Origin of the sequence: Algibacillus agarilyticus, assembly GCF_003286125.1 — a bacterium.
Classification (GTDB): Bacteria; Pseudomonadota; Gammaproteobacteria; order Enterobacterales; family Alteromonadaceae; genus Algibacillus; species Algibacillus agarilyticus.
In genome coordinates this window covers 20,932-47,253 of the sequence record NZ_QMED01000002.1, presented here as the reverse complement: position 1 = coordinate 47,253, position 26,322 = coordinate 20,932, and the positions used below count along the sequence as shown (strand labels likewise).

The window sequence follows — 26,322 nt, the reverse complement described above, 5'->3', positions numbered from 1 at the left end:
AGGAAATAAACATATGCATATATATGGTGATATACAGTCAGGAAATTGCTACAAAATTAAATTATTAGTTGAATTTTTAGGCTTGCCTTATCAGTGGCATCATGTTGATATTTTAAACGGTGCGACTCAAACCCTTGAGTTTTTACAAAAAAATCCAAATGGAAAAATTCCATTGGTTGAGTTTGAGAACGGACAAACGTTAGCAGAGTCTAATGCTATTTTGAATTATTTAGCGCAAGGAACATCTTTTATACCTCAAGATGCTTTTAACTACGCTGAAGTTTTACAATGGCAGTTTTTTGAACAATATAGCCACGAGCCTTATATCGCGGTTGCGCGTTATATAGCTAAATATTTAGGTTTACCGGCTGATCGCAAACAAGATTACCTAGATAAACAAGAAGGTGGACATAAAGCGTTAGCGGTTATGGAACAACAGTTACTCAAAACGCCTTTTTTGACTGGCGCTGATTTAACCATTGCAGATATTAGTCTATTTGCTTATACCCATGTGGCGGACGAAGGTGGGTTTGATTTAAGTTTATACTCCGCGATCCAATCTTGGATCGAACGGATAAAAAATACACCTAATTATGTATCAATGGCTGACTAAAATCGCGTTTTAGGTTAGCGCTTTAAGTTACTGAGTAAGCGATCCATTGCGCGATAGCCTAAAGCTTCGGCTAAATTCGCTTTACTGACATCATCTTGCTGATTTAAATCAGCAATCGTACGTGCGACTTTTAAAATTCGATGGTAGGCCCTAATCGATAAACCTAATGTTTCGATTGCTGTTTCTAGAAAATCGGCATCGGCTTTAGTTAGAGCGCAATATTTATCTATTTCCCGTGTACTTAAATCACTGTTTAGTTTTCCTTGTCGGTTTAGTTGTAATTGATGTGCTTGAATAACACGTTCTCTGACAATAACAGTTGATTCGCCTCGATCTTGATTTTGGTTTAATGCGCCTTTAGGTAAACGCGATACTTCAATTTGAATATCAATACGATCTAAAAAAGGGCCTGATAATTTACTCAAATAACGTAAAATTTGATCAGGCGTTGAGCGCATTTTGTCATCATTATAATGACCGCATGGGCTCGGGTTTAAAGCGGCAACTAACAAAAATTTAGCTGGAAAGTCAGCTTGCCTTGCTGCTCTTGAAATTGTCACCATGCCAGATTCTAAAGGTTCACGTAATACATCAATAACCTTACGATCGAACTCAGGCAATTCATCTAAAAATAATACGCCATTGTGTGCTAATGATATTTCGCCTGGGCGAGGGTTAGAGCTGCCGCCGACTAATGCGACACCAGAACAAGTATGATGGGGAGCTCTAAATGGACGTTTATGCCAATTGCCAATATCAGATGCCATACCCACAATCGAATGCACCGATGCGGTTTCAAGTGCTTGTTGATCTGTCATCGGGGGTAACAGTTCTGCTAATCGAGACGCTAGCATTGTTTTACCGGTGCCTGGCGGCCCCAACATGAGTAAATGATGATTACCCGCGGCACTTATCTCTAACGCTCGTTTAGCGAGGGGTTGACCTATTACATCCGTTAAATCTTTACTGGGTGCCGATAACTCAGGTTCTGCTTTTTCTTCAACGGTTGAAAGCGCTAATGCCTTTTGCCCACTTAAGTGAAAAAATACCTCAGTTAGTTGATGAGCAGAAAACACGTTAGCATGTTGAATGTGGCAAGCAATGGCTGCATTTTCTGTTGGTAATACCGCGATGCGCTTGTTATTTGCACATGCCATTGTAAACGGGATCTCGCCTAATATGGGCCGCAATTCACCCGTTAGGGCGAGTTCGCCTATAAATTCATAATTATCAATGTCGGTATTAGGCAGTTGATTCGACGCTATTAATATGCCGAGTGCAATGGGTAGATCAAAGCGTCCACCTTCTTTAGGTAAGTCTGCGGGCGCTAGATTAACCGTGATTTTTTCATCTGGAAAAGTGAAATGGCTGTTAATGATCGCACTTCTGACTCTATCTCGTGATTCTTTAACGGATGCTTCAGGCAATCCAACTAGATTGAAGCCTGGTTGACCAGGCGAAATGTGAACTTCAACGGTAACCAAAGGGGCTTCAATGGCAACTCTCGCTCGGCTGTATAAAACGGCTAATGACATGTTCATCCTTGAAAATAATGCGTTATTGTTAGTTTAAGTGATGTGATCCGAATATTACGCTTTGTTTATTTTTATAAAATCAAATGGTTGTTAAATGCAACTACATTTAATTTAAGGGTATAGTATAACGTTAGATTAGCAAATTTACGGATAAAACTTTTTTTGACGCTTTGTATAAAAAAATTGACTTGCTTTTTTTTTATACTAAAATGACGATTAGTCAAAATTGACGGATTGTATAAAAATGGGTTATTGGTTAAAGCATATTAAAAAATTGCATGCGAATGGACTCTGTCCCATCGATATTTGTATGGGGTCAGCGCGTAAGCAACAAAAAATAGCTGAACGTGAAGAAGGCTTATTAACTCAAGCCCATGAACTGGTTGATCAAGTTGGATTTGCTGGCCTCACCATTGATAAATTAGTTAAAACAGCGACTTGCTCAAAAGGCACTATTTATAACCATTTTTCATCGAAAGAAGACCTCATTTCCGCTTTAAGTATTCGTTCACTTAATATCGTTATTGATTTATTTGATAAGGCGATCCAATTTCCGGGTAACGCGCGTGAACGGGCATTATCGGTTATCTTTGCTTACCAACTTTATAGCCAATTAGAACCGACTTTGTTTATGTGTGTGATGTCAGCCAAAACACCAGCGGTGATGGAAAAGACCTCTCCTGAACGTTTATCCATAATGCAAGAAAAAGAGCTACAGCTCACCGCTGTTTGTGATCAGCTGTTCGAATCGGGCATTAACGAGGGCAGTTTGAAAAGTGAAATTCGGACTGTTGCTGATTTAACATTTGCTATGTGGGCACTGAGTTTTGGTTCTAATGCTTTATTAATGAATGCCAAGGCTGCACAGGGGATAGATCGTTTAGATCAAAAAAATGCGTTACTGAGTAATGCTAACCTCATGTTTGATGGCATGCAGTGGCAACCACTCGCTCAAGATTTTGATTATCAAAAAACGTGGCAACGGTTAGAGGTCTTTTTTGCGGAATATATAGAACTTTTACCCGTTTAACCGTCAATTTAAATTATTTATAGCGTTAATTTTTATCAATTAACGCCCTTTACAACTAAACAGTGGATATTAAGATGAAAATCGGATTTATACGGCTTATCTTACAACGCCCTTATCTTGTTATGCTGAGTATCATTCTCGTCGTAGCAGGCTTAGGTTATGGAGCGCAAAACCTTTATTTTAGAGGTGATTACAAAGTCTTTTTTGGTGAAGAAAACCCACAGCTTAATGGGTTTGAAACAATGCAAAAAGTCTTTAACAAGAATGATAATGTTTCTATTATTTTGGCCCCCAAATCAGGCCATGTTTTTGAAGCAGAATCGCTTGAACTTGTATATAAGCTTACTGAAGCCTCTTGGCAAACCCCTTATTCTACGCGGGTAGATTCTATAACTAACTACCAGCATACCGAAGCTGAAGAAGATGATCTTATTGTAGAAGATTTACTGCTTGATCCTGCTGACTTAAACGCATCAAAAATAGCGAAAATTAAGCAGGCGGCTTTAGCTGAACCCATGTTATTAAATCGTTTAGTGTCAGATCGCGGGCATGTCACTATGATTAACATTACCGTTCAGCTCCCCGAACTCGATAAAAATCAAGAAGTGTTAGATGTTACTGCATTTGTTCGACAAATTGCAGCCGAGTATCAAACGCTATATCCGGATATCGATATTCATCTCGCGGGGATTGTGATGATGAATAATAGCTTCCAAGAGGAAGCAAACGGGGATGCACAAACCCTGATCCCTGGGATGTTTTTGGCCATTCTAATCATGCTGGCCGTGTTATTAAGATCCATGTTGGGCATGCTTGCTACGCTGATGGTGATTATCTGCTCTATTGTTGCGACACTGGGAGGGGCTGGCTGGGCTGGGTTCTTTATGTCAACACCGACAATCAATGTGCCTGTATTGGTTATGACGTTAGCGGTAGCCGATTGTGTTCATATCATCGCCTCTATGAATTATAACCTTCGCCAAGGAATGGATAAATTATTAGCCATAGAAAATGCCCTTGATATCAATATCGTGCCTATCTTTATTACAAGTGCAACCACCGCGATTGGCTTTTTAACGTTTAATTTTTCAGACGTCCCGCCTTTAAGAGATTTGGGTAACATGGTTGCTTGGGGCGTTATGTTAGCCTTTGCGTTATCGGTTATTTTGTTGCCAGCATTATTAACTGTACTCCCGGTGAGAAGACCTAAGCAGAGTGAAAAAACAGGGTTTATGGAAAGTTTTGCTGATTGGGTCATTGCGAAACGAACGCCTGTATTATTAGTTTCGACCTTAGTTATTGTTGGGTTAACGGCATTTGTTCCGCTAAATAAAGCCAATGATATCGCGGTTGAATATTTTGACGAACGCGTCAAATTTAGACAAGCCTCTGATTTTATGGACGAAAACTTAATGGGCGTTTCAACCATTGATTTTGCGATTGATGCTGGAGAATCCAATGGCGTTAATAAGCCTGAGTTTATAAAAGTCGTTTCAGATTTTACAGATTGGTTACGTGGACAAGAGGTTGTTGACCATGTTTATTCTTTATCTGATACGTTTAAACGCTTAAATAAAAACTTACACGGTGACGATGATACCTATTATCGAATTCCGGCTGATCATGAGCTAGCCGCGCAATATTTATTGATGTATGAAATGTCTTTACCTTATGGTTTAGACTTAAACAATCAGCTCAATATTGATAAATCCGCTATTCGTATTACCGTGACTATGGATAACATCGGCTCAAAAGAAGTGATCGCGATGGAAGATGCCGTCAACGTTTGGTTTGCCAATAACGCGCCGCAATATAGCGTTACGGCTGCCAGTCCAACGTTAATGTTTGGTCATATTGGTGAGCGCAACATGAGTAGTATGCTAATTGGTACGAGCATTGCGATGGTGTTGATTTCTGTCTTATTGATTATTGCATTACGTTCATGGAAATTAGGCATTATTAGTATATTACCTAATATGATCCCAGCGGGTATGGGGTTTGGGTTTTGGGCGCTGTACTCAAGTAATATTAACTTAGGTCTGTCTGTTGTGACAAGTATGAGTTTAGGGATTGTGGTTGATGATACCGTGCACTTTTTAGCTAAATATAAGCGCGCTCGTATGGCGGGTAAAAATGCTGAAGATGCAGTGCGTTATGCGTTTGCAAGTGTAGGTAGAGCGCTTTGGATCACAACTTTAGTTTTAGTTAGTGGCTTTATGGTGTTAGCACAATCCGCTTTTGCCTTAAACGGTAATATGGGGTTGTTAACGGCGGTTATTATTCTACTGGCGCTTGCTGTTGATTTCTTATTTTTACCTGCATTTCTCATTTTAACTGATAAAAAAGAATACGTTACAGAAGGAAAAACAAATGACTCAGTCACTAAAGAACAACTTGCTTAAAACCATTGTTTTAGGCTCATTAATTGCCACTGTTCCATTAACGGCTCTTGCGCAAACCGCGCAAGAAAAAGGGCTCGCCATTGCCAAAGAGCGTAAATTGCGTGATACGGGTTGGGGCAGTAGCGAGCAAAATATGCTGATGATTTTACGCAATGCACAAGGCGAAGAAAGCGAACGCGAAATGCGCAGTAAAAATTTAGAAGTGAGCAATGATGGTGATAAAGGTTTAACGGTTTTTGATAAGCCTTTTGATGTTAAAGGGACTGCATTTTTATCGTTTTCACATATTAATAAGCCTGATGATCAATGGCTTTATTTACCTGCACTTAAAAGGGTAAAACGTATTGCTTCAAGAAATAAATCAGGGCCTTTTATGGGGAGTGAATTTGCTTATGAAGATTTAAGTTCATTCGAAATAGCTAAATATACATTTACGCATTTAAGAGATGAGGCTTGCCCTGAGCAGCCTGATTTACAATGTTTTGTTCTTGAGTCGATACCAACAGATAAATATTCTGGTTACACCAAACAAATAGCCTGGATTGATCAATCTGACTACCGCGTACAAAAAGTGGATTACTTCGATCGTAAAAAGTCATTGTTAAAAACGCTTATTTCAAGTGATTTTAAGTTATACAAAAAGAAGTATTGGCGACCTTTAACGATGACGGTAACAAATCATCAAACAGGAAAAAGTACGGTTTTAAAAACATCTGAGATTAAATTTGATGTTGGTTTAACTGACAAAGATTTTAATAAAAATACGCTAAAACGTATTCGCTAAATGTTTAGTGACTTCTTAATAAACACAGTCGATAGAAAGAGTCATATTTGATAATGAAAAAAATAATTTTGAGGGCTTTATTCCCTTTTATTGCCGGCACATCAGTGGCTAATGCGGATGAAATGACAGGTAATATTGGGGTTGAAGGGCGCTATTTTTTACAAGATAGCCAATTCAACCAACAGCTTGATCAGCAGTTTACGGTACATGCCGAAACTGAATTCTATTTTGCAATTGGTGAACAAGGCAATAGCTTAACGATCACGCCTTATTTAAGAGTCGATAATCAAGATGCCGCTCGTAATCAATTTGATTTACGGGAGTTTCTATTTTTATATATTGCGGATGAATGGGAAGTTAAAGCGGGTTTAGGCAAAGTGTTTTGGGGAGTAACAGAAACGACCCATTTGGTCGATATTGTTAATCAAACTGACAATCTGGCGTCATTTGACGGTGAAGAAAAGCTAGGTCAACCCATGGTGCATTTCAGTACGGTTCGAGACTGGGGGATTGTTGATGCGTTGATTTTACCCGGATTTAGAGAGCGGCGTTTTAGTGGCGAAGCGGGTCGAATACGATCAGGTCTTCCTACTTTAGCATCGGCAGCCTATGAATCGGCAGATAAAAAAGATCATGTCGATTTTGCTTTTCGCTGGTCTAATACGTTAGGTGATTGGGATCTAGGTTTAACCGCGTTTAACGGTACGGCACGTGAAGCTGAATTTATTCCGGTGGTTAAATCACCAGATGACATCCGCTTACAACCTTTTTACGGTCAAATAACCCAATTTGGTTTAGATGCTCAATATATATATGATTCTTGGTTATTTAAGCTTGAAGCTATATCACGATCGAGTAAAACCATGCAAGATACACAGGCCGTGGTGGGGGGCTTTGAATACTCGCAAGTGGGCTTACTAGACAGTGCTATCGATTTAGGTTGGGTGGTTGAATATGCATACGATCATCGTGATGCCGTATTTGCGGCTAGGCAAAATGATATTTCATTTGCGACACGCTGGGCGTTGAATGATGCAGAAAGTACTGAATTTTTAGTCGGTTTTAGCCAAGATTTGGATTATTCAAACAGTCGTAGTGCTTTTGTTGAGGGATCAACACGTTTAGGTGACCGGATGACACTAACCATCGATGCTTGGTTTTTTACCGCTAACGATCCTGCAGAGCTAAGCTATAACATACGCCAAGATGATTTTATTCAGGTGGATGTGAGTTATTTCTTCTAAGTAAACATTTGATTAAATAAACACCGAAGCTAATTGTTTAGCTTCGGTTTTTTTCTGCTGTTACTCTTTCATTTATACTTGTATCCCCGAATGTGCGAGTAGGGCATCAACTTTGGGTTCTCTGCCTCTAAAGGCTTTAAACAACGTCATTGGTTCTTTTGACCCCCCCATTTCAAGAATGTTTTCTAAAAATGCTTTCCCAGTTTCTGGATTAAAAATCCCATCTTCTTCAAACTTAGAAAACGCATCCGCCGATAAGACTTCAGCCCATTTATAACTGTAATAACCTGCCGCGTATCCACCTGCGAATATATGGGTGAATGAATGTTGAAAGCGATTAAAGGCTGGCGGTGTCATAACGGCTGTTTGACTTCTAACATCATTGATTGTGTCTTGCACAAATGATTTATTTGCTTCTGCTGTATACTCGTGATGAATTCTAAAGTCGAATAATGAAAATTCAATCTGTCTTGCCATCATCATCGCTGATTGAAAGTTTTTAGCAGCGAGCATTTTATCCAGTAAGCTTTTTGGTAGCGATTCACCGGTTTCATAGTGACCTGAAATATCGGCCAATGCGCCTTCTTGCCAGCACCAGTTCTCTAAAAATTGACTGGGTAATTCAACTGCATCCCAAGCGACACCGCTAATGCCTGATACTGCCGATACATCAATTTTTGTTAACATGTGGTGTATGCCATGCCCAAATTCATGAAACAAGGTAACCACTTCATTATGAGTAAATAGCGCCGGTTTATCTCCGATTGGTTTGTTAAAGTTGCAAGTTAAAAATGCGATAGGGTGCTGCAAACTATTATCTATTGTTAAACGACGGCTAACACAATCTGCCATCCAAGCACCACCCCGTTTGTTCTCACGGGCGTATAAATCTAGATAAAATCGACCTCGATGCTGGCCTTGGCTATCGGTTATTTCAAAAAAGCGCACAGAAGGGTGCCAGGTATCAAATGATGAAATTTCTTTTACGTTTAAACCAAATAATTTTTTAACGGTGATAAATAATCCACTAAGGACTTTGTCTTCAGGAAAATAAGGTTTTAATTCTTCATCTGAAATTGAATATTTTTCTTGTTTTAATTTTTCAGCATAATACGTGGTGTCCCAAGCTTCTAACTTATTAATGCCATGTTTTTCTTTGGCAAAACTAAGTAATTCACTAAATTCATTGTGCGCTTGGTTTTTTGATTTTTGCGCTAAATCGCTTAAAAAGGTTAATACTTGCTCTGGTGTTTCAGCCATTTTAGTGGCGATGGACTTTTCGGCTGAGTTATTAAAATCCAGCAAATTAGCAAGCTCGTGACGCAAGGCGAGTGTTTCATTTATTAAGTCGGTATTATCCCATTTTCCTGCGTTAGGCCCTTGATCTGAGGCTCTGGTGGCAAATGCAGTGTACATTTGTTGTCTCATCTCGCGATTATCGGCATACATCATAATCGGTAAATAACTTGGGAATTCAAGTGTGAACAACCAACCTTCAAGATCTTTACTTTCTGCTGCGGCTTTAGCCGCACTGATTGCACTTTCTGGCAATCCGGATAAGTCGTCTTGTTGATCAACTGTTAATGTCCAACCTTGTGTTGCATCGAGTACGTTGTTGCTAAATTTTGAGCTTAGTTCAGATAAACGTTTGCAAATATCGCCATAACGTTTTTGTTTTTCCTCATCGAGGCCGATACCAGAGAGTGTGAAGTCTCGTAAGGCATTATCAATAGATTTTTGCTGTGCGGTTGATAATTTGGGATATTCATCACTGTTGGCTAATGTTTGATAAGCTTTGTATAGAGGCTGATGTTGACCTACAAATGTACTATATTCAGAAAGCAATGGTAAGCAAGCTTCATAAGCTTGGCGTAACTCATCAGAGTTTAATACGGAGTGCAATTGAGATATAGGTGACCAGACACGATTTAGTTTGTCTTCTGCTTCATCTATAGTTAAAACTAAATTTTTCCAATTAATATCTTGTGAAAGCGCAGTGTCGATTGCTTGTCGGCATTCATTTAAACAATGTTCAACGGCCGGTTGTATATCTTTTGGATCTATTTGTGAAAAAGGAGGGAGTTCAAATTCTGCTAGTAATGGATTATTCATGAGCACCTGATTATTATTTTTGATAGCTAACTTCACTATAAGATGGTGATGTTATTGAGTTTTTACAAGGTTTTAGACGGGATCTCAGATTATAAAAGTATAAAACTTCGTTATATCAGCTTATAGAATTGATATTTAGTGGAATAAATAACTAAAATTAAATTGAATTTAGTATATATTTCATAGAGTTAAATTGATTTAACGTAAAATGTTATAAATAACCTTGATAAACACAGGTATTTTCTGGAAAATCGTTATTGTTAGATTACATTGTTGTTTAGACAGATAGTGGGGACTATGGAACAGTTTATAAAGGAATTAACCTCGTTAATTGAACAACACGTTGATGAAGCAAACAAACTGTTCACAGCTTGTACCTCAGCGGTTGTTGATGAATTCGACTTAATAAAACGTGCAGAGTTAATTGATCATTTAGAACAAGCAACGAATGCAACGCCTGCGTTAGGGCATTTAAGCAATGCATTGCTCGATCAATTAGAACAATATGAATACACAACATTGCCAGCTGAATCTCGGTTGGTATTACATTATTTAATGAAAGCAAATAAAGTTAAACAAAAAGATTTAGCTGATATTGCGACACAAAGTATTATTTCTGAAATTTTAAATGGTAAACGTCGTATGACGGTTAAACAAATTAAAGGTTTCTCGCAATACTTTAGTGTGCCTGTCACGGTTTTTATGAACGATTAGGTTCGTTTATAAAAGCCTTAAATTCAGAACAGCCCATCTAATAACTTTCTTACTGCTAAACTTAAATAAAAACAAGCTTGGATTTATTTAATGTTTCAATTCCAAAACTTACTCGATGAGTATTTTAATCAAAATAACGACTCGGCACGACAAGTGATCGATGACAAAATATGGCAAAGTTTTGAGCAAACTGGAGCTATTATGATTATGGATATGTCGGGCTTCTCGCTGGTCACACAACGATATGGAATTGTTTATTATCTTTCAATGATCCAGCGCATGCGTACAATTTGTCAGCCTATCGTTGAGGCTAATGACGGTGAGTTGATAAAATTTGTCGCCGATAATGTATTTGCCCGTTTTAAGCAAGCTCAAGATGCGATCAACGCTGCGCTCGCTATAAATTTAGCGCTTGATGATATAAACAAAAAAACGCCTAAAATGTGGGATATACAAGTCTCAACAGGGATTGATTACGGTCGTTATTTATATACGGATGATAAAGATGTGTTTGGCGACAGTGTTAATTGTGCCAGCAAATTAGGTGAGGATATCGCCGCCAGTGGTGAAATACTTGTTACTGAAACGGCAATGGCGCAATTGCCTACAAATCACGGAATCAAAGCAGAATTACTCCACTTTAAAATATCAGGCATTGCTTTAAATGCTTATAAGGTCAATTACAACGCGTTGTGATGACGTGACATTATTTTAAATAAAACATTCTAATCATTTTACGCGAGCGTTGAAAGCAGGTAAACCCGCTGCCTTGTCGTGATTAGAATGTTATTTTAGTTATTATTTAGCATTTGTATTGTTCGTACTTCCTTTTCCATTCGACTGATAAAAGTCACTATCTTTAAATTCATTGCCTTTAACTTGAATGATTAAGTGATGACTTTCACCATTAATAAATACACGATTAAATAGCTCGATTAAAGCGGTTTTATCAATTTTGGCAAGCGCGGCTAACTGTGTTTGATAGCTGTCAAATGCGACTTTGTGGTGAAACCAGTCATTTTCAAATTTTGATGCTTCAGCAAGTAAATTATTAGGGCGCTCATTCGCATTGGCTATCATGGCACTGGTAATTTGTTGAATAACATTATCAGGTGTAGACGCTAATTCTTGGGCAAAAAATGGCAAAAATTCATCAAACGCTCGTTTGATATTAGGTAAGCTGGTGTTGCCACTCTGCACTAATAAATTAATAGCAGGATAACCGTGTAATTTAGTCGGATGGCTATAAACGGCATAACCCATTTGTTGTTTGGTTCTTAATTCTGAATACAAACTTTGACTTAATAATTGGTTTAATACGTAAAGCTGCATTTCGCTGATAAGCGATTTTTCTTTTAAAACATAGCCATTAATAATGCCTACATCTGCGGCTTTTATCTCTGTCTTTATATTGAGTGTGTCATGATGGTTAAATTGAAATGCACTCTTGAATTGCCATTTTTCAGTTAGCGAACTTGTACCTAATTCTGTTCTAAGTGTGTCTATCACGTTGCTAATGTTTTTAGGTTGGTAATGCCCAAATGCAAACGCATAAATATAATTATGCTTAAGCATTTTTTGATGTAAGGTTTTAACATCGTCTAATTTTATGTCGGCTAGCGCCGCTAAGCGTTGCTCATTGCTCCAAAGTAATGGAGGCATTTTTATCGCGGTATAGAGCTCGTCATATAATAATTGTTCTGGTGTACTTTTATCATAACTTTCTAATGAGTCGACATACGCTTTTATTTCAATCGCAATATCATCAGCGGTGATCTCTAAATTAATATACCGCTGGATTAAGTCTTTAGCATAGCTAGCATGATATTGGGTTTCATTAACAAAGGTTAATTCTGTCATGCCAAATGCGTTAGAGCTATCATAAAGTTCAACTTGATATTGTTCGGCCGAACGGCTTCTTAATGCTGCATTCTTTCGGCTATATATATTGTTAATTAAATGCGACATCACAAAATGCTTCACGTTTTTTAAGCTGTCTGGTGTTTGTATTTGTATGCGCAAAATGCCCGATGTATCGGTAAAGTGTTGGCTATTCATTAACCAAGCTTCAGTACTTGCTTGTGTTTCTAATTTTATGGGGTGGTTAATGTTTTCTTGTATCGCTACATTTTCAGCTACAACGGCACTATATTCTGTTGGTGGTAACTGCATCGTAAATGATGTTGATTGCCATGCGTTGTAATCAGCTGCTGTAAAAGGGGTTTGATTGTATAAGCCATCGGCATATTGAATCGGTTTATCGGCTTTGCTATCCGGTGTTAAATGCCAAACCCGCATGTTTTGTGGTGTTATCGCCGATAAAATTTGTTCTATTTCTTTTGGTGCAAAATTTAATGCAACTTGACTCTGAGTTAATACATGTTTAGCTGGGTATGTTTGCATGGCGATTGCCATATGATAAACCAAATCGAAAATGGCGGGGGGAGCCGATTGACGCCAACTTTTGTGTATTGTTTTTTTCATTTGCTTGTAATAAGCCGTTTGAATGCCTTGCTGCTTGATTAAGGTCACATAATTAAAAACAGCGGCAATAATCGTATCTTTTTGTTCTGCTCCTTTTTCTGTTAATTCAATATCAAAATAAAACTCACCACTATTATCGTAACGGCTAGGATCAAGGTAGGTGCCCATGTTAACGATTAATCCCGCTGTTTTAAGTGTGTGTTTTAAGCTGTCTGGCTCTTCAGAGTTCAATAACCGATAAATATATAAATTTGATTTGTTTTGCCAGCGACTTGTGTTGTTAGCCATCGGGAATTGTAAACCTAACCGTTGACCTTTTATTTTTGTTTTAACGTGAATATGCTGAGTTAAGTCACTGGGTAAATAAAGTGTTGATTTAACGGTCGGCTTCTCAATCTGCTTGTTTTCTATCTGATTAAAGTATTTTTCTACCATGCTTTTTAATGTGGCAGTATCTTGCTTACTCGCGATCACGAGTTTCATTATATTGGCTGAATAATACTGTTGATGAAATGCTTGCATGGCATCTTGTAAAGTTTGTTCTTGTGTATCTTGGAGTGTCGCTAAATTGCCGCCACCAAATTTGTGATTAGGATGTTGTGGGTTTGTTGTTAAGGCATTCACTCGACTTATTGAAAAACTGTCGTTTTCTTTCATTCTGCGCCACTCTTCATTTATCGCTGTTCTTTCTTTGTCGCTATCAGTTGGATCTAAAAGAGGTGACGCTATGGCAGAGCTGAACATATCTAAGGCGAGTTCAAATTTATTTTCGGTTATTGAAAACAAATACTGAGTTTGGTTATTCAACGTGTAAGCATTGGTATAGCCATTATTTTCAGCCATTAATTGTTGAAAACCATTTGTTTGTGGATACTTCTTAGAGCTAGACCACACCATATGCTCTAAGTAATGTGCTAAGCCTGGCAGTGTTTCTGGATCTTGGTAATAACCTGCTCCCACCGTTAACGTTGCCACTGAATCAGAAACGTTGGGGTCAGATATCACAATGACTTCGAGGCCATTTGCTAAATTGAATGTATCGTAATCTCGATAATCGGAAGGGCTTTTATCGACCGCCCCCGGAATAAACAATGCATATTTAAATGTATTGTAATTCGGCGTTGTGGTTTTACATGAAATAATAAATACGCTAATTAACGCGAAACTAAAGAACTTTGCGGCCCATCGCTGATTTTTTAATGCAAACATAAAGTTGTGATTATTCCCTTAAGTGTAATGAGTTCAACTCGCATTCTAATAAGCTTATTACATATTGCAATTAATGAGTCATTTATTTAGTAGAAGTTAGGCAATTGTTTTGTCGGGGAAACTGAGGTGAGGTGGTACTCGTTTTAAAATGAGTCCCTTTATACCCAAGTGACTTCAAGATGCAGGATTCAGTGGGAATTTAAATTGATTTAGGCACAGCAAACAGGTGCAAGTTTAGCGGGTTAAATTAAGCCTGTTTAACACAGCATAAATCAATTTAAAACCCACCGGAACGGAGCCCCTGAGCGATGTTACTTCGGTGTTGTATTAACTTGAAAGGAGACTACACTCCTGCATTAATACGCCTAGAATTAAAATCGCTCAAGGGCTCTGAACGAGCATATTGAAGTGACTTGGGCGTGTTTATCTTTGTCGTATCGATTTTGTTCAATTCCAACGCGTTTTGATCGCGGCATTGGCTTGATGGCATAGTGGTTCTACGTCAAAAGCCAACAACAAAGAGCAAAACGTTTTGGATTGAACCCAAAGGGCAGCGCATTTGCCCTATTTCTACTATGTTGCCCCACATGGATGTGGGGTAAGGTGACTTTGCAGGAGCATAAAGTCTTTATCGCTCTTTTATGTAGAATTACGACACCGCAATCGCTCTGCCTTGTATAAACCGTGCAAATACGGCTGCAAAAGCATACACAAAAGATAAACACGCCCTAGGGGATAACTCAAGGTATCGCTTAATATTAAGAGTTTTCAGTTGGCGTGTGAGCTATATCACTGTCGACGGTTAAATCAGATGCTTCTTCTGGATCGAGTGTTGCGTACCATTCATTAAGTTTTCTTTCTAATTCAGGTAAACCTGTGCCCTTTAATGAAGAGAAAGCATGAATTTCAATGTTGCCCCCAAAGCCTTTACTGGCTTCTCGTACTTGCATTAGCGCTTGTTTACGCTGGCCTTGTTTTAATTTATCCGCTTTAGTTAATAAAACTAAAATAGGTAAATTAGAGTCTAGCGCCCAAAAAATTAAATCTTGGTCAAGCTCTTTTAACGGATGACGAATATCCATTAAGACAACTAAACCTTTTAAGCAAGTGCGTTCTTGTAAATACTCAGCTAATGCGTGTTGCCATTTACGTTTCATTGCTTCAGGTACTTTTGCGTAACCGTAGCCGGGTAAATCAATTAATCTGCGGTGTTCATCTAAATCGAAAACATTAATTAACTGAGTTCGGCCCGGTGTTTTACTGGTTCTTGCTAACCCTTTTTGTCGGGTTAATGTGTTTAATGCGCTTGATTTTCCCGCATTTGAACGACCCGCAAAAGCCACTTCTATTCCCACATCAGGTGGTAGTTTTGTTATATCGGGTGCGCTCGTGGTGAAATGAGCTTTATTAAAAGCAATCATAGTCTTTTTCCAAAATGAATCATGTGCATAGTCTAACCATTTTTACATTAATAACCAGAATTAAGCGTTTAATGAAGGGTGGATTATAAAAATGCGTCAACCAAGATGAAAAAATAACATAAATCTGCACTTTGATGCACATAATCATGCGATTCGGAGTTTTGTCTTGTGCTGTTTTGTGTAAAAATAGCCACCAAAATGTGACGGAGCATTTGGCAAGCGGAGAATACCTGCTACAACTTATTAAGGTCGTTAAACAAGGTGGATATATTCAGTCGCCTTATTTAGTGTTATCAATTCAAACCTTTATTAATTGATGCTATCGCCAGTAAGTTAGGTTTTTCAATTTGTTGAATTGAACATCTAAATAAAAATTTGAAAATTAAATTGAGATTTGAGCCATGAAAAAAATCATTATTGCTTTATCTTTGTTAGTAGGGTTAACAACTCATGTTAATGCTGCAACAGGAAATGCCGAGGCAGGAAAACAAAAATCAGTAACATGCGGAGCTTGTCACGGAGCTGATGGAAACAGCATGATACCAGCCAACCCTAAATTAGCGGGCCAAAGCGAAGCTTATTTAGTTAAGCAGCTTACCGAATTTAAATCGGCTGCAATGGGTGGCGAAGGTCGTAAAAGTGCGATGATGGGTGCGATGTCTATGTCGTTAAGTGAGCAAGATATTCTTGATTTAGCAGCATATTTTTCGAGTCAAGAGACTAAACCAGGCGCAACACCAGAAAATGTGATTGCCAAAGGTAAAAAGTTATACACAGGTGGTGATGCTGAGCGTGGCGTTACGGCTTGTACAGCGTGTCATGGCCCTCGTGGTGATGGTATGAGTTTGGCGGGCTTTCCTAAAATATCGTTTCAGCATGCTGATTATTTAGCGGCACAATTAAAAGCGTTTCGTGATGGTTCTCGCGATAATGATTTAAACGGCATGATGCGTGATATTGCTAAAAAATTATCTGATGATGACATCGATACCTTGTCTCAATATTTAGGTGGTTTACACTAAACTGTATATACCTAGGTGACTTAGGTATATGACTTAAATATAAATAACAAAGGTTATGCATAACATAGCCTTTGTTCGTTTTTTGGTTAATTACGCTTAGCCTGTTTTGATTTATTAATTTTATTACGTCATACCTTCCTCGGTGTATTATTATCCTCTTTTTGTTTATTAAACTACCCATGTTAAATTAAGTTACGTGCTGAACTATACTTGTGTGAGATATATCTCACATTATTGTGCGATATTAACTTGGTTGCTTTGTGAGTTAAATCGTATATTAAATTTACTTAACTTTAAAAAAACCTTATAAAACAGTCTATTGCTTTTGTTGCAATAAAAACGTATTCCTTAATATGCATTTCATCGCTTGTGGTTGTTAGCTCAGTCTATTAAAGTTTATCTCGTTGCTTGGATGCAGCGAGATTTAAAATTGAATATGGGATGTACAGGTTAAGGAAGCCGATTACAGGATGTACTTGTTCTGCAAGGTGTGCAGTTTAACTAACATGGATGGTTTATTTAACGCCAAGGGTGGTGTGTTAGTACCAATACAGGGATGATCAACAAAGCGTCATGATGACCGAAAATGTATAAAATCGTAAGGAAGCATAAATAACATAGGGGAATATTGACTGGGATAGTCACGCTAACCAAAGGATATTTGGAATAGATATTTCACTGTCGAGAGACAGAAAATTAAATTTTAGGCGACTTTTAGTCGCCTTTTTTGTGCCCGCCATTAAATAATCTAATGAAAACTTCAGATTAGTACCGCCTCTTCTTCAAAACTAAGTTAAAATAGCATCAAATTTAAAGAGTGGTTATTATTATGAGCCGAGTAAAAAAGTCGCGTAAAAGTGGGCAATTAGCTGTACGTAAAACAGATGCCCCAAGACCTGAAAAAGCCAAACGCTTGTTTGAGAAAAAACGTAAAGGTTTACAAGCCGGTGCGCGTTATATTGACGATAATGCGAATGCCTTCAACGAAAGCTTATCTAGTGAGGAACAGAAAGATCCTCGTATTGGTAGCAAAAAACCAATTGACCTGCATGCTAAGGTTCAAGCTGAACCCGCCGTGACCGAACGAAAAGCAGCGCCTAATGCTAAACCAAAAGCCAAGCTTATTAATATTATCAATGATGATGAAATACGCGCTAAATGGCAAACAGAGCTAGATAAGATTGAAGCGGATCAAGAGTTACAAGATTTACTTGATCGATATGACGATGATGAAACTTTAACGCCTCAAGAGTTAGCAAAAGTTAATAAGATGACCGCACGATACACTGATTTAATGGATAAGCTTGGTATTGCTGAAACTGATGATTTAGATGAAGATGAAGCATTGCTGAATGAATGGAACAATACCGAGGGTAAAGGTGATTGGTAGTGAGTGATTTGCAAATGATTCTTTTACTTATACTGGGTAGCTTAATCATTGCTGGATTAGCTTTTTATGCAGGGCGACTTTTATATTTATTAAAGCGCCAGAAGCAAAAAGAGCAGGCCTTTATGATTGAGTTAGAGCGCAAACAAAAAGCTAAAAATGCACATTTGATAATGAGTGTGCAAACGATTGCCAAAGCAATTAAAGAAGAGCAATGTGAGTTATCAGAAGGTGCTATCCGTATTTGTACGATGCTAAATAATTTTGCCGGGCAAGATGATGCGTACGCAATTGATTATCCTGCTTTTTATCAGCTCTTTAATGGCATTAAAGACTTTCCCACACATCAAGCTTATCTTGACTTAACGAGCAAAGAACGTGGCAAGCAAGATATGAAGCGTTGGAATTTAGAAGCTGACGTAAAAGATAAAATGCTGGTAGAGGCTGCAACGTTAGCTTCTTTTCAATCTAACCTGCATTAGTCTTTATACCTAAGTCACTTTAAGGTGCAGGATTCAGTGGGAATTTAAATAGATCTTGTACTAATAACAAACAATTATTCTGTTAATTGTTATTGATACTTAATAAACCCTAACCATGTTAACTTAATGTTAATTTAGTGCTAGGGTTTTTTAGTTTACAGCGGTAAACTAAATCGATATTAATAAAAATAATAGAGTTATGTCTGATTTAAATTCTAAAGTAATTGATGCTGGCTGGGCGCTAAGACAGAAAGGTTTAATTGTTGATCGCCAAGCGTTAATGAGCGCAACGGGCAATGATGATGGCACTGCACTCATGCATATTTGGCAGCAACATATACAATCCTCTACAGCGCAGTTAACACAGTCCAGTTTACTCAAAACAGAAATTGATGCCTTCGTGAATACGTTAAGTGAATCAATTGCGCATGAAAGACATCAATTGCACTGTGAAGCTGAGAGCTTACTTGAGCAAGCCAATCTTTCGTTTGCTCACCAATTGCAAGCAGAGCAAGATAAAACCCTCTTGTTAATGGATGAGGCGACAGGCTTACAAGCGCAAATAGCCGAACTTCAGCAAAAAGACCAAGAAGAAAAAAAGTGCATTGATGAATTAAATGATCGTATTAGTCAATTGCAACATGAGTTGGTCGGGCAGCAAGAAGAAGCGCGCAGCTCACTAGAGCTAAATACCACATTAACCAACCAGTTAGATGACTTAAAACAAGCTCAATATACGACTGAACAAGCGCAAGCTGAACAGTTGAGTGCTTTAAAGCATAAACATGACGCTGAATTAAATGAATATCGTGCTAGTCAACAGAAAAGTGATGAGTACATATCTGAATATAAACGACATGAAGATGAGCTCAATAAACAAGTTGCACACTTAAATATTGAACTTGAGCAGTTAACCGAACAAAATAAAGCATTAACTGAGCAACAAGCACAGCAACTTAAATATTCGCAAGATGAAGCTAAGCAACGAATCGCACAGTTGCTTGAAGAGCTAAGCGAAAGTAATAAATTGGTTATTGATTTACAGGCTAATATTCAAATAGCGGAGCAATCTGAGCACCACTTAGCTAATCGAGTATTAGAACTAGAGCACACCATTGAAGAGCAAGCTGCAGCGAATGAGCAACTCACTCATTCACAACAACAATATCAAGCCGAGTTAAAAGACAATCGCGCCGAATATTTAGCCTTTCAGCAAGAAGTGTCTCAATTTAAGCAATCAGCACACCTTGAAACGTCAGAGTTGAAGGAACAAATTCAAGCGATTAATACGTTAAATAATCAGCTATCAGTGCAATTACAACATGCACAAGAGCAACACTCGCAACTAGAAGTTCAATTACAAGCTGAAGTTAAAGCCGCACAACACGTTTACGATCAAGAATGTCAAAGCTTACAAACAGAGCTCAGTCATTGTCGTGAACAGATTAACGAATTAAATGAACAGATTCAGCTAACGGTTAAACAAGAAAAAGAAAGTGGTATTCAGCTAACTCAATTGCAGCAAGAACATCAAACGTTAACGCGTATTCAAGCGACTAAAGATGATGAAATTAATCAATTAAACCAAAGTATCACGGCGTTAAAACGTGAATCACAAACCGCATTAACTGACGTGCAGCAGAAAAATACTTTGCTTAGCGATACCTTAGCAGAATTAGAATCACAGCAATCAACAAGCCATAGTCAGTATCGCAATAAAATTGATGCATTAGAGCAAGAAATTCATAGACTGACTCTAAATCATGAACATGAAGTTAAAGCATTAAATACGCAAATTACACAAGCTGAGCGCCATTTTGGTGAAGAGAAAGAGGCTCATGTGAGTGAAGAGGCCAAAGTCGCTGATCTCAATCATCAATTAAAAGAACAAGAATCAGAACATAAAAAACAGCAAAAAGTATTTGACCGAGATATCGAAGAGCTGACTCAACAATTGCACAATGCAGAAGAAAAAATTCACCTTTTAGAAGATTCAAATCAACGATTAAGTAACAATGTGTCGAATAAATCGAAAAAGCAAGAAGAGGAAGAAGACCGAATTCGTGAAACTATTCGTGATTTACGTCATCATATTCATCAATTAGAGCAACAATACGTTGAACTAGAACATGATAGCCAACAGCAATTGACAGAATATAGATTGAAATTCGAATATGCCCAACGACAATTACAACAGCTCACCTCTTGAATGGGTCGAGGCTTATTTGGCTGAAAATACACTACAAGCACATTGCATCAAGGGATTATTAGCCACTCAAGGTATTGATGCTAAATTACACGGAGAAGCACTGATGGGGGCGGTAGGTGAAATTCCCATTGATGCTTGTTATATTAAGTTAATGGTTAAAGTTGAAGATAAAGAAGTGACTGAAACGGTACTTAAGCATTACGAACAGGCACTTAAGAACAACCCACTTGATTGGTTTTGCCACCAATGTGGCGAAAATAATGCAACTACATTTGACCTTTGCTGGCACTGCGGTCATGATCCCTTACACACTACTCTATAGAATTTTTTTATGTCTAAACCATCTACTTTTGCCCGCATCCGAGATTTAAATCGTCGCCAATTAACGGCCTTTAACGCTATGTTATTAGAGCGTATGTTACCTAATTATAATTTATATGCTGAACTCACCGAAGAAGGCGATGCCAGTATATTACGTAAAGCGTTGGATGTTATTTGGCAACAAGTCTACGACGCTAAAACCAAAATTAATTTAGAGTTGCGTCAAGAGAAAATTGAAGAGCAAATACCCGTTGCGAGTGAATCCGATAGCATCGGCCTTTATGCTGCTGTTGACGCCGGTATGGCGATTATTGCGACATTGGCGATTATGGATACTCCCGCTGACGAGGCGAACAAAGAAGTAACTTATCCTTCATTACTTTCGCAAGGAACGGTAGAACGTTTGTTAATTATGAATGGCGAAGTTGAACATAGTAAAGCCGCATTAGAGCACCCTCATATGCAGTGGGAAATTGAAACACAGAATGAATTTTTGGATGAAGTTGAAAAAATAACTAAATTTGATAGCAGTATATGTAGAACACTACAGACTTTTGCATTAGCTGAAGGGGTTTCAAATCTGGGTATTGAGATTGAATTATAAATTTTAATTTTATGTGCGCCCAAGCCATCTGGGGATAGTCAGCCTGTTTTATCGTGTTCAATCTATAGTCTTCTCGCTCAGGTTTTAGGGTTCATTGTCAGCGCTTACTCTCGACTTTGGCTCCTGCGTCGTTCTAACACCTAAATCCATTTAGGCGGCTCCAATCACATAGTAGAGTATATGCTCATGGGGTCTCGAAGCTTGCCTGCATGGATGCAGGTAAGGGGCGAGAGCAGGACGCGGTAGCTTTGACTGCTTTGCTGACATGGATGTAAGTACTTAGGTTTCGTCTGGAACGAGAAACCTGCCCATAAAACCCGATCGCTTTGACTATAAATAATGTAAATAGACCCTCTCTGCGTTTGTGCCTATTTTTTGTTTCTACTATTTATTTTATGCAAAATAGTCTAACGTTGAATAACGTTAAATTAGCTAGGTTCGATCGTGGTTGTTGGTTTAAGAAACGTTCTAATATTTTGCCTATTCAGTTCTTTTTATTTTTGTATTACAGCTGCACAAGCGAGTGCGGATAAAAATAAAAGCGCACGTCAACTCGATATACTCACAAAAAATTATTACCAAGCTAATTTACATTGGGAGCCCTTGGCTGCAACGAGCTCAGAAGTGAATCATTACAATGATAAATTTATTCCCCCGTTAACGGATACCAATATAGAAAAACGCCTCAACCAAGAAAAAACCTTTTTAGCATTAGCAGAGCAAATTACAGTCGAAGAATTGTCTCTAGAGGAATCGCTAACACTCGAGCATTTTATTTATCTACGAAAGCTGGCGATAGAACGCTCACAATTTCCTAATCATCACCTTGCGATTAATCAAATGTATGGCACGCATAATGATTTTTCTGCTTTAGGTTCTGGTGATGGCTCACAACCTTTTACAACCCATAAGGACTATCATCACTTTGTAACACGCAGTAAAGGTTATGTGCGTTACATGGATAGTGTGATAGAGCAGATGAGAAAAGGCATTAAGAACGGTATTACGCTCCCCCAAGTTTTGGTTGAAAAACTATTACCTCAATTTAAAACGCATATTGTCGAGAAAGTAGAAGATAGTTTATTTTGGCAACCCGTTAAAAATATACCGCCTGCTTTTACCTCTTTACAAAAAATAACCATTACTCAAGAGTATCGTCGCTTAATTCGAGATACGCTTGTGCCAAGCTTTCGGCGTTTTTACCAATTTCTACAAGTTGAATACTTACCTCATGCGCGTAAAACGATTGGGTATTCTGCATTACCTAATGGTCAGGCTTGGTATCAATTTAAAATAAAAGAAAATATCTCATTTAACAGTACACCGCATGAGTTACATGAATTTGGCAAACAAGAAGTGGCTAGAATTTTGTCTGAAATGAGAAAAGTTAAAAAATCGGTGGGTTTTTCAGGCGATCTAGCGCACTTTTTTCGATTTTTAAAACAAGATAAGCAATTTTATTTTAATAATGAACAAGAGGTTATTACGGCTTACAATAATATTAGGTATAAAATTAATCAGAAAATCCCTGAATTATTTGATCTATTTCCTACGGCTGAATACATTATCAAACCCGTGGAAGCTTTTCGGGCTCAGTCAGCTGCGGGCGCTAGCTATAATCCACCTTCGCTAGATGGCTCAAGACCCGGTATTTTTTACGTGAACACCTTCAATCTAAAAGCACAGCCTAAATATTTACTTGAAACATTAAGTTTGCATGAAGCAGCACCGGGTCATCATTTTCAGATATCAATTCAGCAAGAGTTGCAAAATGTCCCCAGCTTTAGACGTTTTTCGTATTCGACTGTTTTTGTAGAGGGTTGGGCCTTATATGCAGAAAGCTTGGGTCATGAATTGGGTTTATTTACGGATCCTTATATGTGGTATGGGCGTTTATCAGATGAGCAGCTGCGTGCGATGCGCTTAGTTGTCGATACTGGGATGCATGCATTTGGTTGGACTCGAAAACGAGCGATTAATTATATGAAGGCGAATTCATCGTTAGCCGAATCTGATATCATTGCTGAAGTTGAGCGTTATTTAGCGATACCGGGTCAAGCACTTGCTTATAAGGTGGGGGAACGTGTATTTAGGCAATTGAGGGCAGAAGCTAAAACTATACTTGGTGATCGCTTTAATTTAAAACGGTTTCATGCTCAAATATTATCGTCAGGTGCGTTACCTATGCCTATACTTAATAAAAAGATACGTAACTGGATCGCTCAGCAGCAAAAATTAACGACTTCTGGATCACTTAATCATTAAAGTTTAGGGAAATAATGTAATGACCACGCTTAGTCCAACCACCGATGTATTGCTTGCGTGTTATCAAACACATTGGCAAACATCATCAGATGCTTTAATTATTATTGAATTTGATAAGCAAAAAGGTTATTTACATTATGCTAATGGTATTTTTGCTAGCGAGTTACAATTTTCAACTCGAGATAATTTAGAGCACGTCTTACCGACTATTTTGGCCAATAAAATTAATGTGCTTGGTTTACAAGCGGTAAACAGTGGCAGTGAAGTGAGATATGTTGATGTGCAAGGTCACGAAATTGTTTTATTTCCTTTTGTATTAAAAGCGCAATCTTTTGCGCTTTGCCGCATCACTCATTTAGCTGCCATGTTAGCGCAATTAACAAAAGAACCTAACCTTTGCAATAATGCTTCTTTATTGCCTTCTGCGATTAAGAAACTTTCGGGCCAAGTTTTAGTGGCTGAAGATCATTTTGACAACCGACAATTAATTTCTCGTTTACTGCAAAAAATGGGGCTAAGTGTTGTGATCGCTAAAAATGGTGAAGAAGCGGTTGAATTAGCGATTTCTAAAGATTTTGAATTGATTTTAATGGACATACAAATGCCGGTTTTTAGTGGCATTAAGGCATTGGAGTTATTACAGCAAACGGGCTTATCTTGTCCGGTGATTGCATTGAGTTCAAATGCCAGCAACCGAGATATTCAACATTACTTGTCACTTGGTTTTAATGCTCATGTTGCCAAACCCATTAATGTTCAAGCGTTAGTTGATGTCGTTAATCAACATGTGAATAATGATTCGGCAGAAGCGGTTGGACAAGTTAATTTATCGAGTGAAGAGTATTTATCGCTCAAACGCCAATATATCAGCCACTTACCTGCCGATATTGATCGCTTACAAAAAGCGTATCAAATGAAAGATTTTCGTCTCATTGGTAAGGTTGCACATGCGATTAAAGGGTCAAGTGGTAATTTTGGTTTTGATAAGCTGAGTGAATTAGCTGGAGCGATTGAGCAAGCTGCTGATGATGTTAATCAAACTGATATTGATACCGCGATGTTGGCTTTTGAATCTGAATACAGGCGCTACGGCTTATTCTAAAGAGAATAGCAGGTTATGTATAGTCTTCTCGCTCAGGTTTTATGATTCATTGTCAGCGCTTACTCGCCCCAATCACATAGTAGAGCATATGCTCATGGCGTCTCGAAGCTTGACGGCTTCCCCTAAAACCCGATCGCTTTGACTATATTTGTCCTGCTATTCTGCCGTTATTAACATGAATAGAACTTTGTAATGCGGCTTATCTAACCACCTAACATCGCTAAATGTTTAGTTGCTCCCGTATTTAAGTTATGTAAGTCATGTGTAGCGGCTTTTGTATTTAATAAACGGTGTAGTTGAGTCACTAAATCAGGTAGCTGTTGATCTGTTTGCAACCATTCTCGAATACTGTAGCCTTGCTCGGCAAACAAACATAAATGTAAATTACCTAAAGCGCTAATGCGTAATCGGTTGCAGGTGTGGCAAAAATCGGGGCTATATGGCATTATTAAACCTATATTACCTTGATAATCTGAGTGACTAAACTCTTGAGCTGGCCCTGCATTTTTATGCTTGATTTTTTCTACCCAACCGTCATCAATAAGTGTTTTTTTTATGTCAGCTCCGCTTATATGGTGTTTATTGAAGTAGTCTAAGTTATCACCCGTTTGCATCAGCTCGATAAAGCGCAAGGTCATTTCTTTATCTTTTATCCAATGCTTAAATTCATCTAACTGTCTATGGTTAAAGCCATTGAGCAATACGGCATTCACTTTCACCGCATTAAAATTTAAAGATTGTGCTATTTCTAAGCCCGCTAAAATTTCATTTAATTTATCAAAGCCGGTAATTTGTTTAAATACATCAGGCCGTAAACTATCAATTGAAACATTTAATGCATCTAAGCCTGCATTTTTCCATTCTGTTATTTTTTTGCTTAAGTTAAAACCATTGGTTGTTAAGGCTACCGTATCAATGCCTTTGACATTTTTACAAATTTCAATGATCTCCGTTAAGTCTTTACGCAGGGCGGGCTCGCCACCGGTAAGGCGTATTTTACTGATGCCTGTTTGGGCAAACCCTGTGACTAAGCGGCGTATTTCGTCAGGGGATAAAAATTTTCTTTCGGTATCGCATTCATATCCATCAGGTAAACAATAATCACATCGAAAATTGCAAACATCAGTGATGGATAATCTTAGATAACGAAATTCTCGTTTAAAATTATCTATGAGCATGTAGTAACACCTTTCCAAATTCGGGAGGCTCAAACATTTCTATTTAAACCTTGGAGAGCTTGTTTGCTCTCGGCTAAGTAACCTTAGTTAAACACCTTAGGTTAAGAAGCTCGGAGTTATGAGGATCAAGCTTTATACCTTACCTGGCACAAGCTTAATCAGATTGTGTATTTTAAGCATTTTAATCACTAAATACTATCGTAA

20 protein-coding genes and 1 riboswitch are annotated in these 26,322 nt (G+C 38.1%); of the genes, 15 read left to right on the top strand and 5 right to left on the bottom strand.

Annotation, left to right across the window (positions count from 1 at the left end; genetic code table 11):
- Positions 1 to 13 precede the first annotated feature (13 nt).
- On the top strand, positions 14 to 613 hold the full coding sequence (locus DPX34_RS02240; RefSeq protein WP_111976785.1) for a glutathione S-transferase family protein: 600 nt from the start codon (positions 14 to 16) through the stop codon (positions 611 to 613).
- Between the two features lie 14 nt (positions 614 to 627).
- On the opposite strand, the gene DPX34_RS02235 is transcribed toward DPX34_RS02240, so the two are convergent.
- Entirely contained in the window at positions 628 to 2,148 is a 1,521-nt protein-coding gene (locus DPX34_RS02235) for a YifB family Mg chelatase-like AAA ATPase (protein WP_111976784.1), read from the bottom strand.
- 244 nt (positions 2,149 to 2,392) lie between these two features.
- Here DPX34_RS02235 and DPX34_RS02230 point away from each other — a divergent pair, with 244 nt between their 5' ends.
- From DPX34_RS02230 to DPX34_RS02215, 4 genes are all read left to right on the top strand, one after another.
- Entirely contained in the window at positions 2,393 to 3,178 is a 786-nt protein-coding gene (locus DPX34_RS02230; protein ID WP_111976783.1) for a TetR/AcrR family transcriptional regulator, read from the top strand.
- Positions 3,179 to 3,252: 74 nt separating this feature from the next.
- Positions 3,253 to 5,580, top strand: coding sequence for an efflux RND transporter permease subunit (locus tag DPX34_RS02225; RefSeq protein ID WP_111976782.1), 2,328 nt, complete (start codon positions 3,253 to 3,255; stop codon positions 5,578 to 5,580).
- Positions 5,549 to 6,364, top strand: a complete 816-nt coding sequence (locus tag DPX34_RS02220) for an outer membrane lipoprotein-sorting protein (protein WP_111976781.1) — start codon at positions 5,549 to 5,551, stop codon at positions 6,362 to 6,364. The genes DPX34_RS02225 and DPX34_RS02220 overlap by 32 nt, the downstream gene beginning before the upstream one ends.
- Positions 6,365 to 6,417: 53 nt before the next feature.
- Complete coding sequence (locus tag DPX34_RS02215) at positions 6,418 to 7,608, top strand: hypothetical protein (protein ID WP_111976780.1); 1,191 nt, start codon at positions 6,418 to 6,420, stop codon at positions 7,606 to 7,608.
- A gap of 72 nt (positions 7,609 to 7,680) precedes the next feature.
- Here the strand turns inward: DPX34_RS02215 and prlC are convergent, their stop codons facing one another.
- Entirely contained in the window at positions 7,681 to 9,720 is a 2,040-nt protein-coding gene (gene prlC / locus DPX34_RS02210) for an oligopeptidase A (RefSeq protein ID WP_111976779.1), read from the bottom strand.
- Positions 9,721 to 10,017: 297 nt separating this feature from the next.
- On the opposite strand from prlC, the gene DPX34_RS02205 reads away from it, so the two are divergent.
- Both DPX34_RS02205 and DPX34_RS02200 read left to right on the top strand, forming a co-directional pair.
- Positions 10,018 to 10,434: a helix-turn-helix domain-containing protein gene (locus DPX34_RS02205; protein ID WP_111976778.1), complete on the top strand. Its 417-nt coding sequence runs from the start codon at positions 10,018 to 10,020 to the stop codon at positions 10,432 to 10,434.
- Positions 10,435 to 10,524: 90 nt separating this feature from the next.
- A complete protein-coding gene (locus DPX34_RS02200) occupies positions 10,525 to 11,130 on the top strand; it encodes an adenylate/guanylate cyclase domain-containing protein (protein ID WP_111976777.1) in 606 nt (201 codons plus the stop codon).
- A 102-nt stretch (positions 11,131 to 11,232) separates the two neighbouring features.
- On the opposite strand, the gene DPX34_RS02195 is transcribed toward DPX34_RS02200, so the two are convergent.
- A complete protein-coding gene (locus DPX34_RS02195; RefSeq protein ID WP_111976776.1) occupies positions 11,233 to 14,127 on the bottom strand; it encodes an insulinase family protein in 2,895 nt (964 codons plus the stop codon).
- A gap of 758 nt (positions 14,128 to 14,885) precedes the next feature.
- A complete protein-coding gene (yihA, locus tag DPX34_RS02190; protein WP_111976775.1) occupies positions 14,886 to 15,548 on the bottom strand; it encodes a ribosome biogenesis GTP-binding protein YihA/YsxC in 663 nt (220 codons plus the stop codon).
- A gap of 401 nt (positions 15,549 to 15,949) precedes the next feature.
- Here yihA and DPX34_RS02185 point away from each other — a divergent pair, with 401 nt between their 5' ends.
- From DPX34_RS02185 to DPX34_RS02150, 8 genes are all read left to right on the top strand, one after another.
- Complete coding sequence (locus DPX34_RS02185) at positions 15,950 to 16,570, top strand: c-type cytochrome (RefSeq protein WP_111976774.1); 621 nt, start codon at positions 15,950 to 15,952, stop codon at positions 16,568 to 16,570.
- 829 nt (positions 16,571 to 17,399) lie between these two features.
- Positions 17,400 to 17,960: a Der GTPase-activating protein YihI gene (gene yihI, locus DPX34_RS02180; RefSeq protein WP_111976773.1), complete on the top strand. Its 561-nt coding sequence runs from the start codon at positions 17,400 to 17,402 to the stop codon at positions 17,958 to 17,960.
- Positions 17,960 to 18,439 (top strand): DUF2489 domain-containing protein, encoded by a 480-nt coding sequence (locus DPX34_RS02175; RefSeq protein WP_111976772.1) that lies wholly within the window; start codon positions 17,960 to 17,962, stop codon positions 18,437 to 18,439. The genes yihI and DPX34_RS02175 overlap by 1 nt, the downstream gene beginning before the upstream one ends.
- Before the next feature lie 199 nt (positions 18,440 to 18,638).
- Entirely contained in the window at positions 18,639 to 20,648 is a 2,010-nt protein-coding gene (locus DPX34_RS02170) for a hypothetical protein (RefSeq protein ID WP_111976771.1), read from the top strand.
- Positions 20,614 to 20,970, top strand: a complete 357-nt coding sequence (locus DPX34_RS02165; RefSeq protein WP_111976770.1) for a putative signal transducing protein — start codon at positions 20,614 to 20,616, stop codon at positions 20,968 to 20,970. Before DPX34_RS02170 ends, DPX34_RS02165 begins: the two co-directional genes overlap by 35 nt.
- 9 nt (positions 20,971 to 20,979) lie before the next feature.
- The gene (locus tag DPX34_RS02160; RefSeq protein WP_111976769.1) at positions 20,980 to 21,573 is read left to right on the top strand and encodes a YjaG family protein; all 594 of its coding nucleotides are present in this window, start codon (positions 20,980 to 20,982) and stop codon (positions 21,571 to 21,573) included.
- 444 nt (positions 21,574 to 22,017) lie between these two features.
- Positions 22,018 to 23,838 carry a DUF885 domain-containing protein gene (locus tag DPX34_RS02155; RefSeq protein WP_157964594.1) on the top strand — a complete coding sequence of 607 codons (1,821 nt, stop codon included), beginning with the start codon at positions 22,018 to 22,020 and terminating at the stop codon, positions 23,836 to 23,838.
- Positions 23,839 to 23,857: 19 nt separating this feature from the next.
- Positions 23,858 to 24,940, top strand: coding sequence for a response regulator (locus DPX34_RS02150; protein WP_111976767.1), 1,083 nt, complete (start codon positions 23,858 to 23,860; stop codon positions 24,938 to 24,940).
- A 203-nt stretch (positions 24,941 to 25,143) separates the two neighbouring features.
- On the opposite strand, the gene moaA is transcribed toward DPX34_RS02150, so the two are convergent.
- The gene (moaA, locus tag DPX34_RS02145; RefSeq protein WP_111976766.1) at positions 25,144 to 26,118 is read right to left on the bottom strand and encodes a GTP 3',8-cyclase MoaA; all 975 of its coding nucleotides are present in this window, start codon (positions 26,116 to 26,118) and stop codon (positions 25,144 to 25,146) included.
- Positions 26,111 to 26,246: riboswitch (molybdenum cofactor riboswitch) on the bottom strand. (Overlaps the previous gene by 8 nt.)
- Positions 26,247 to 26,322 lie beyond the last annotated feature (76 nt).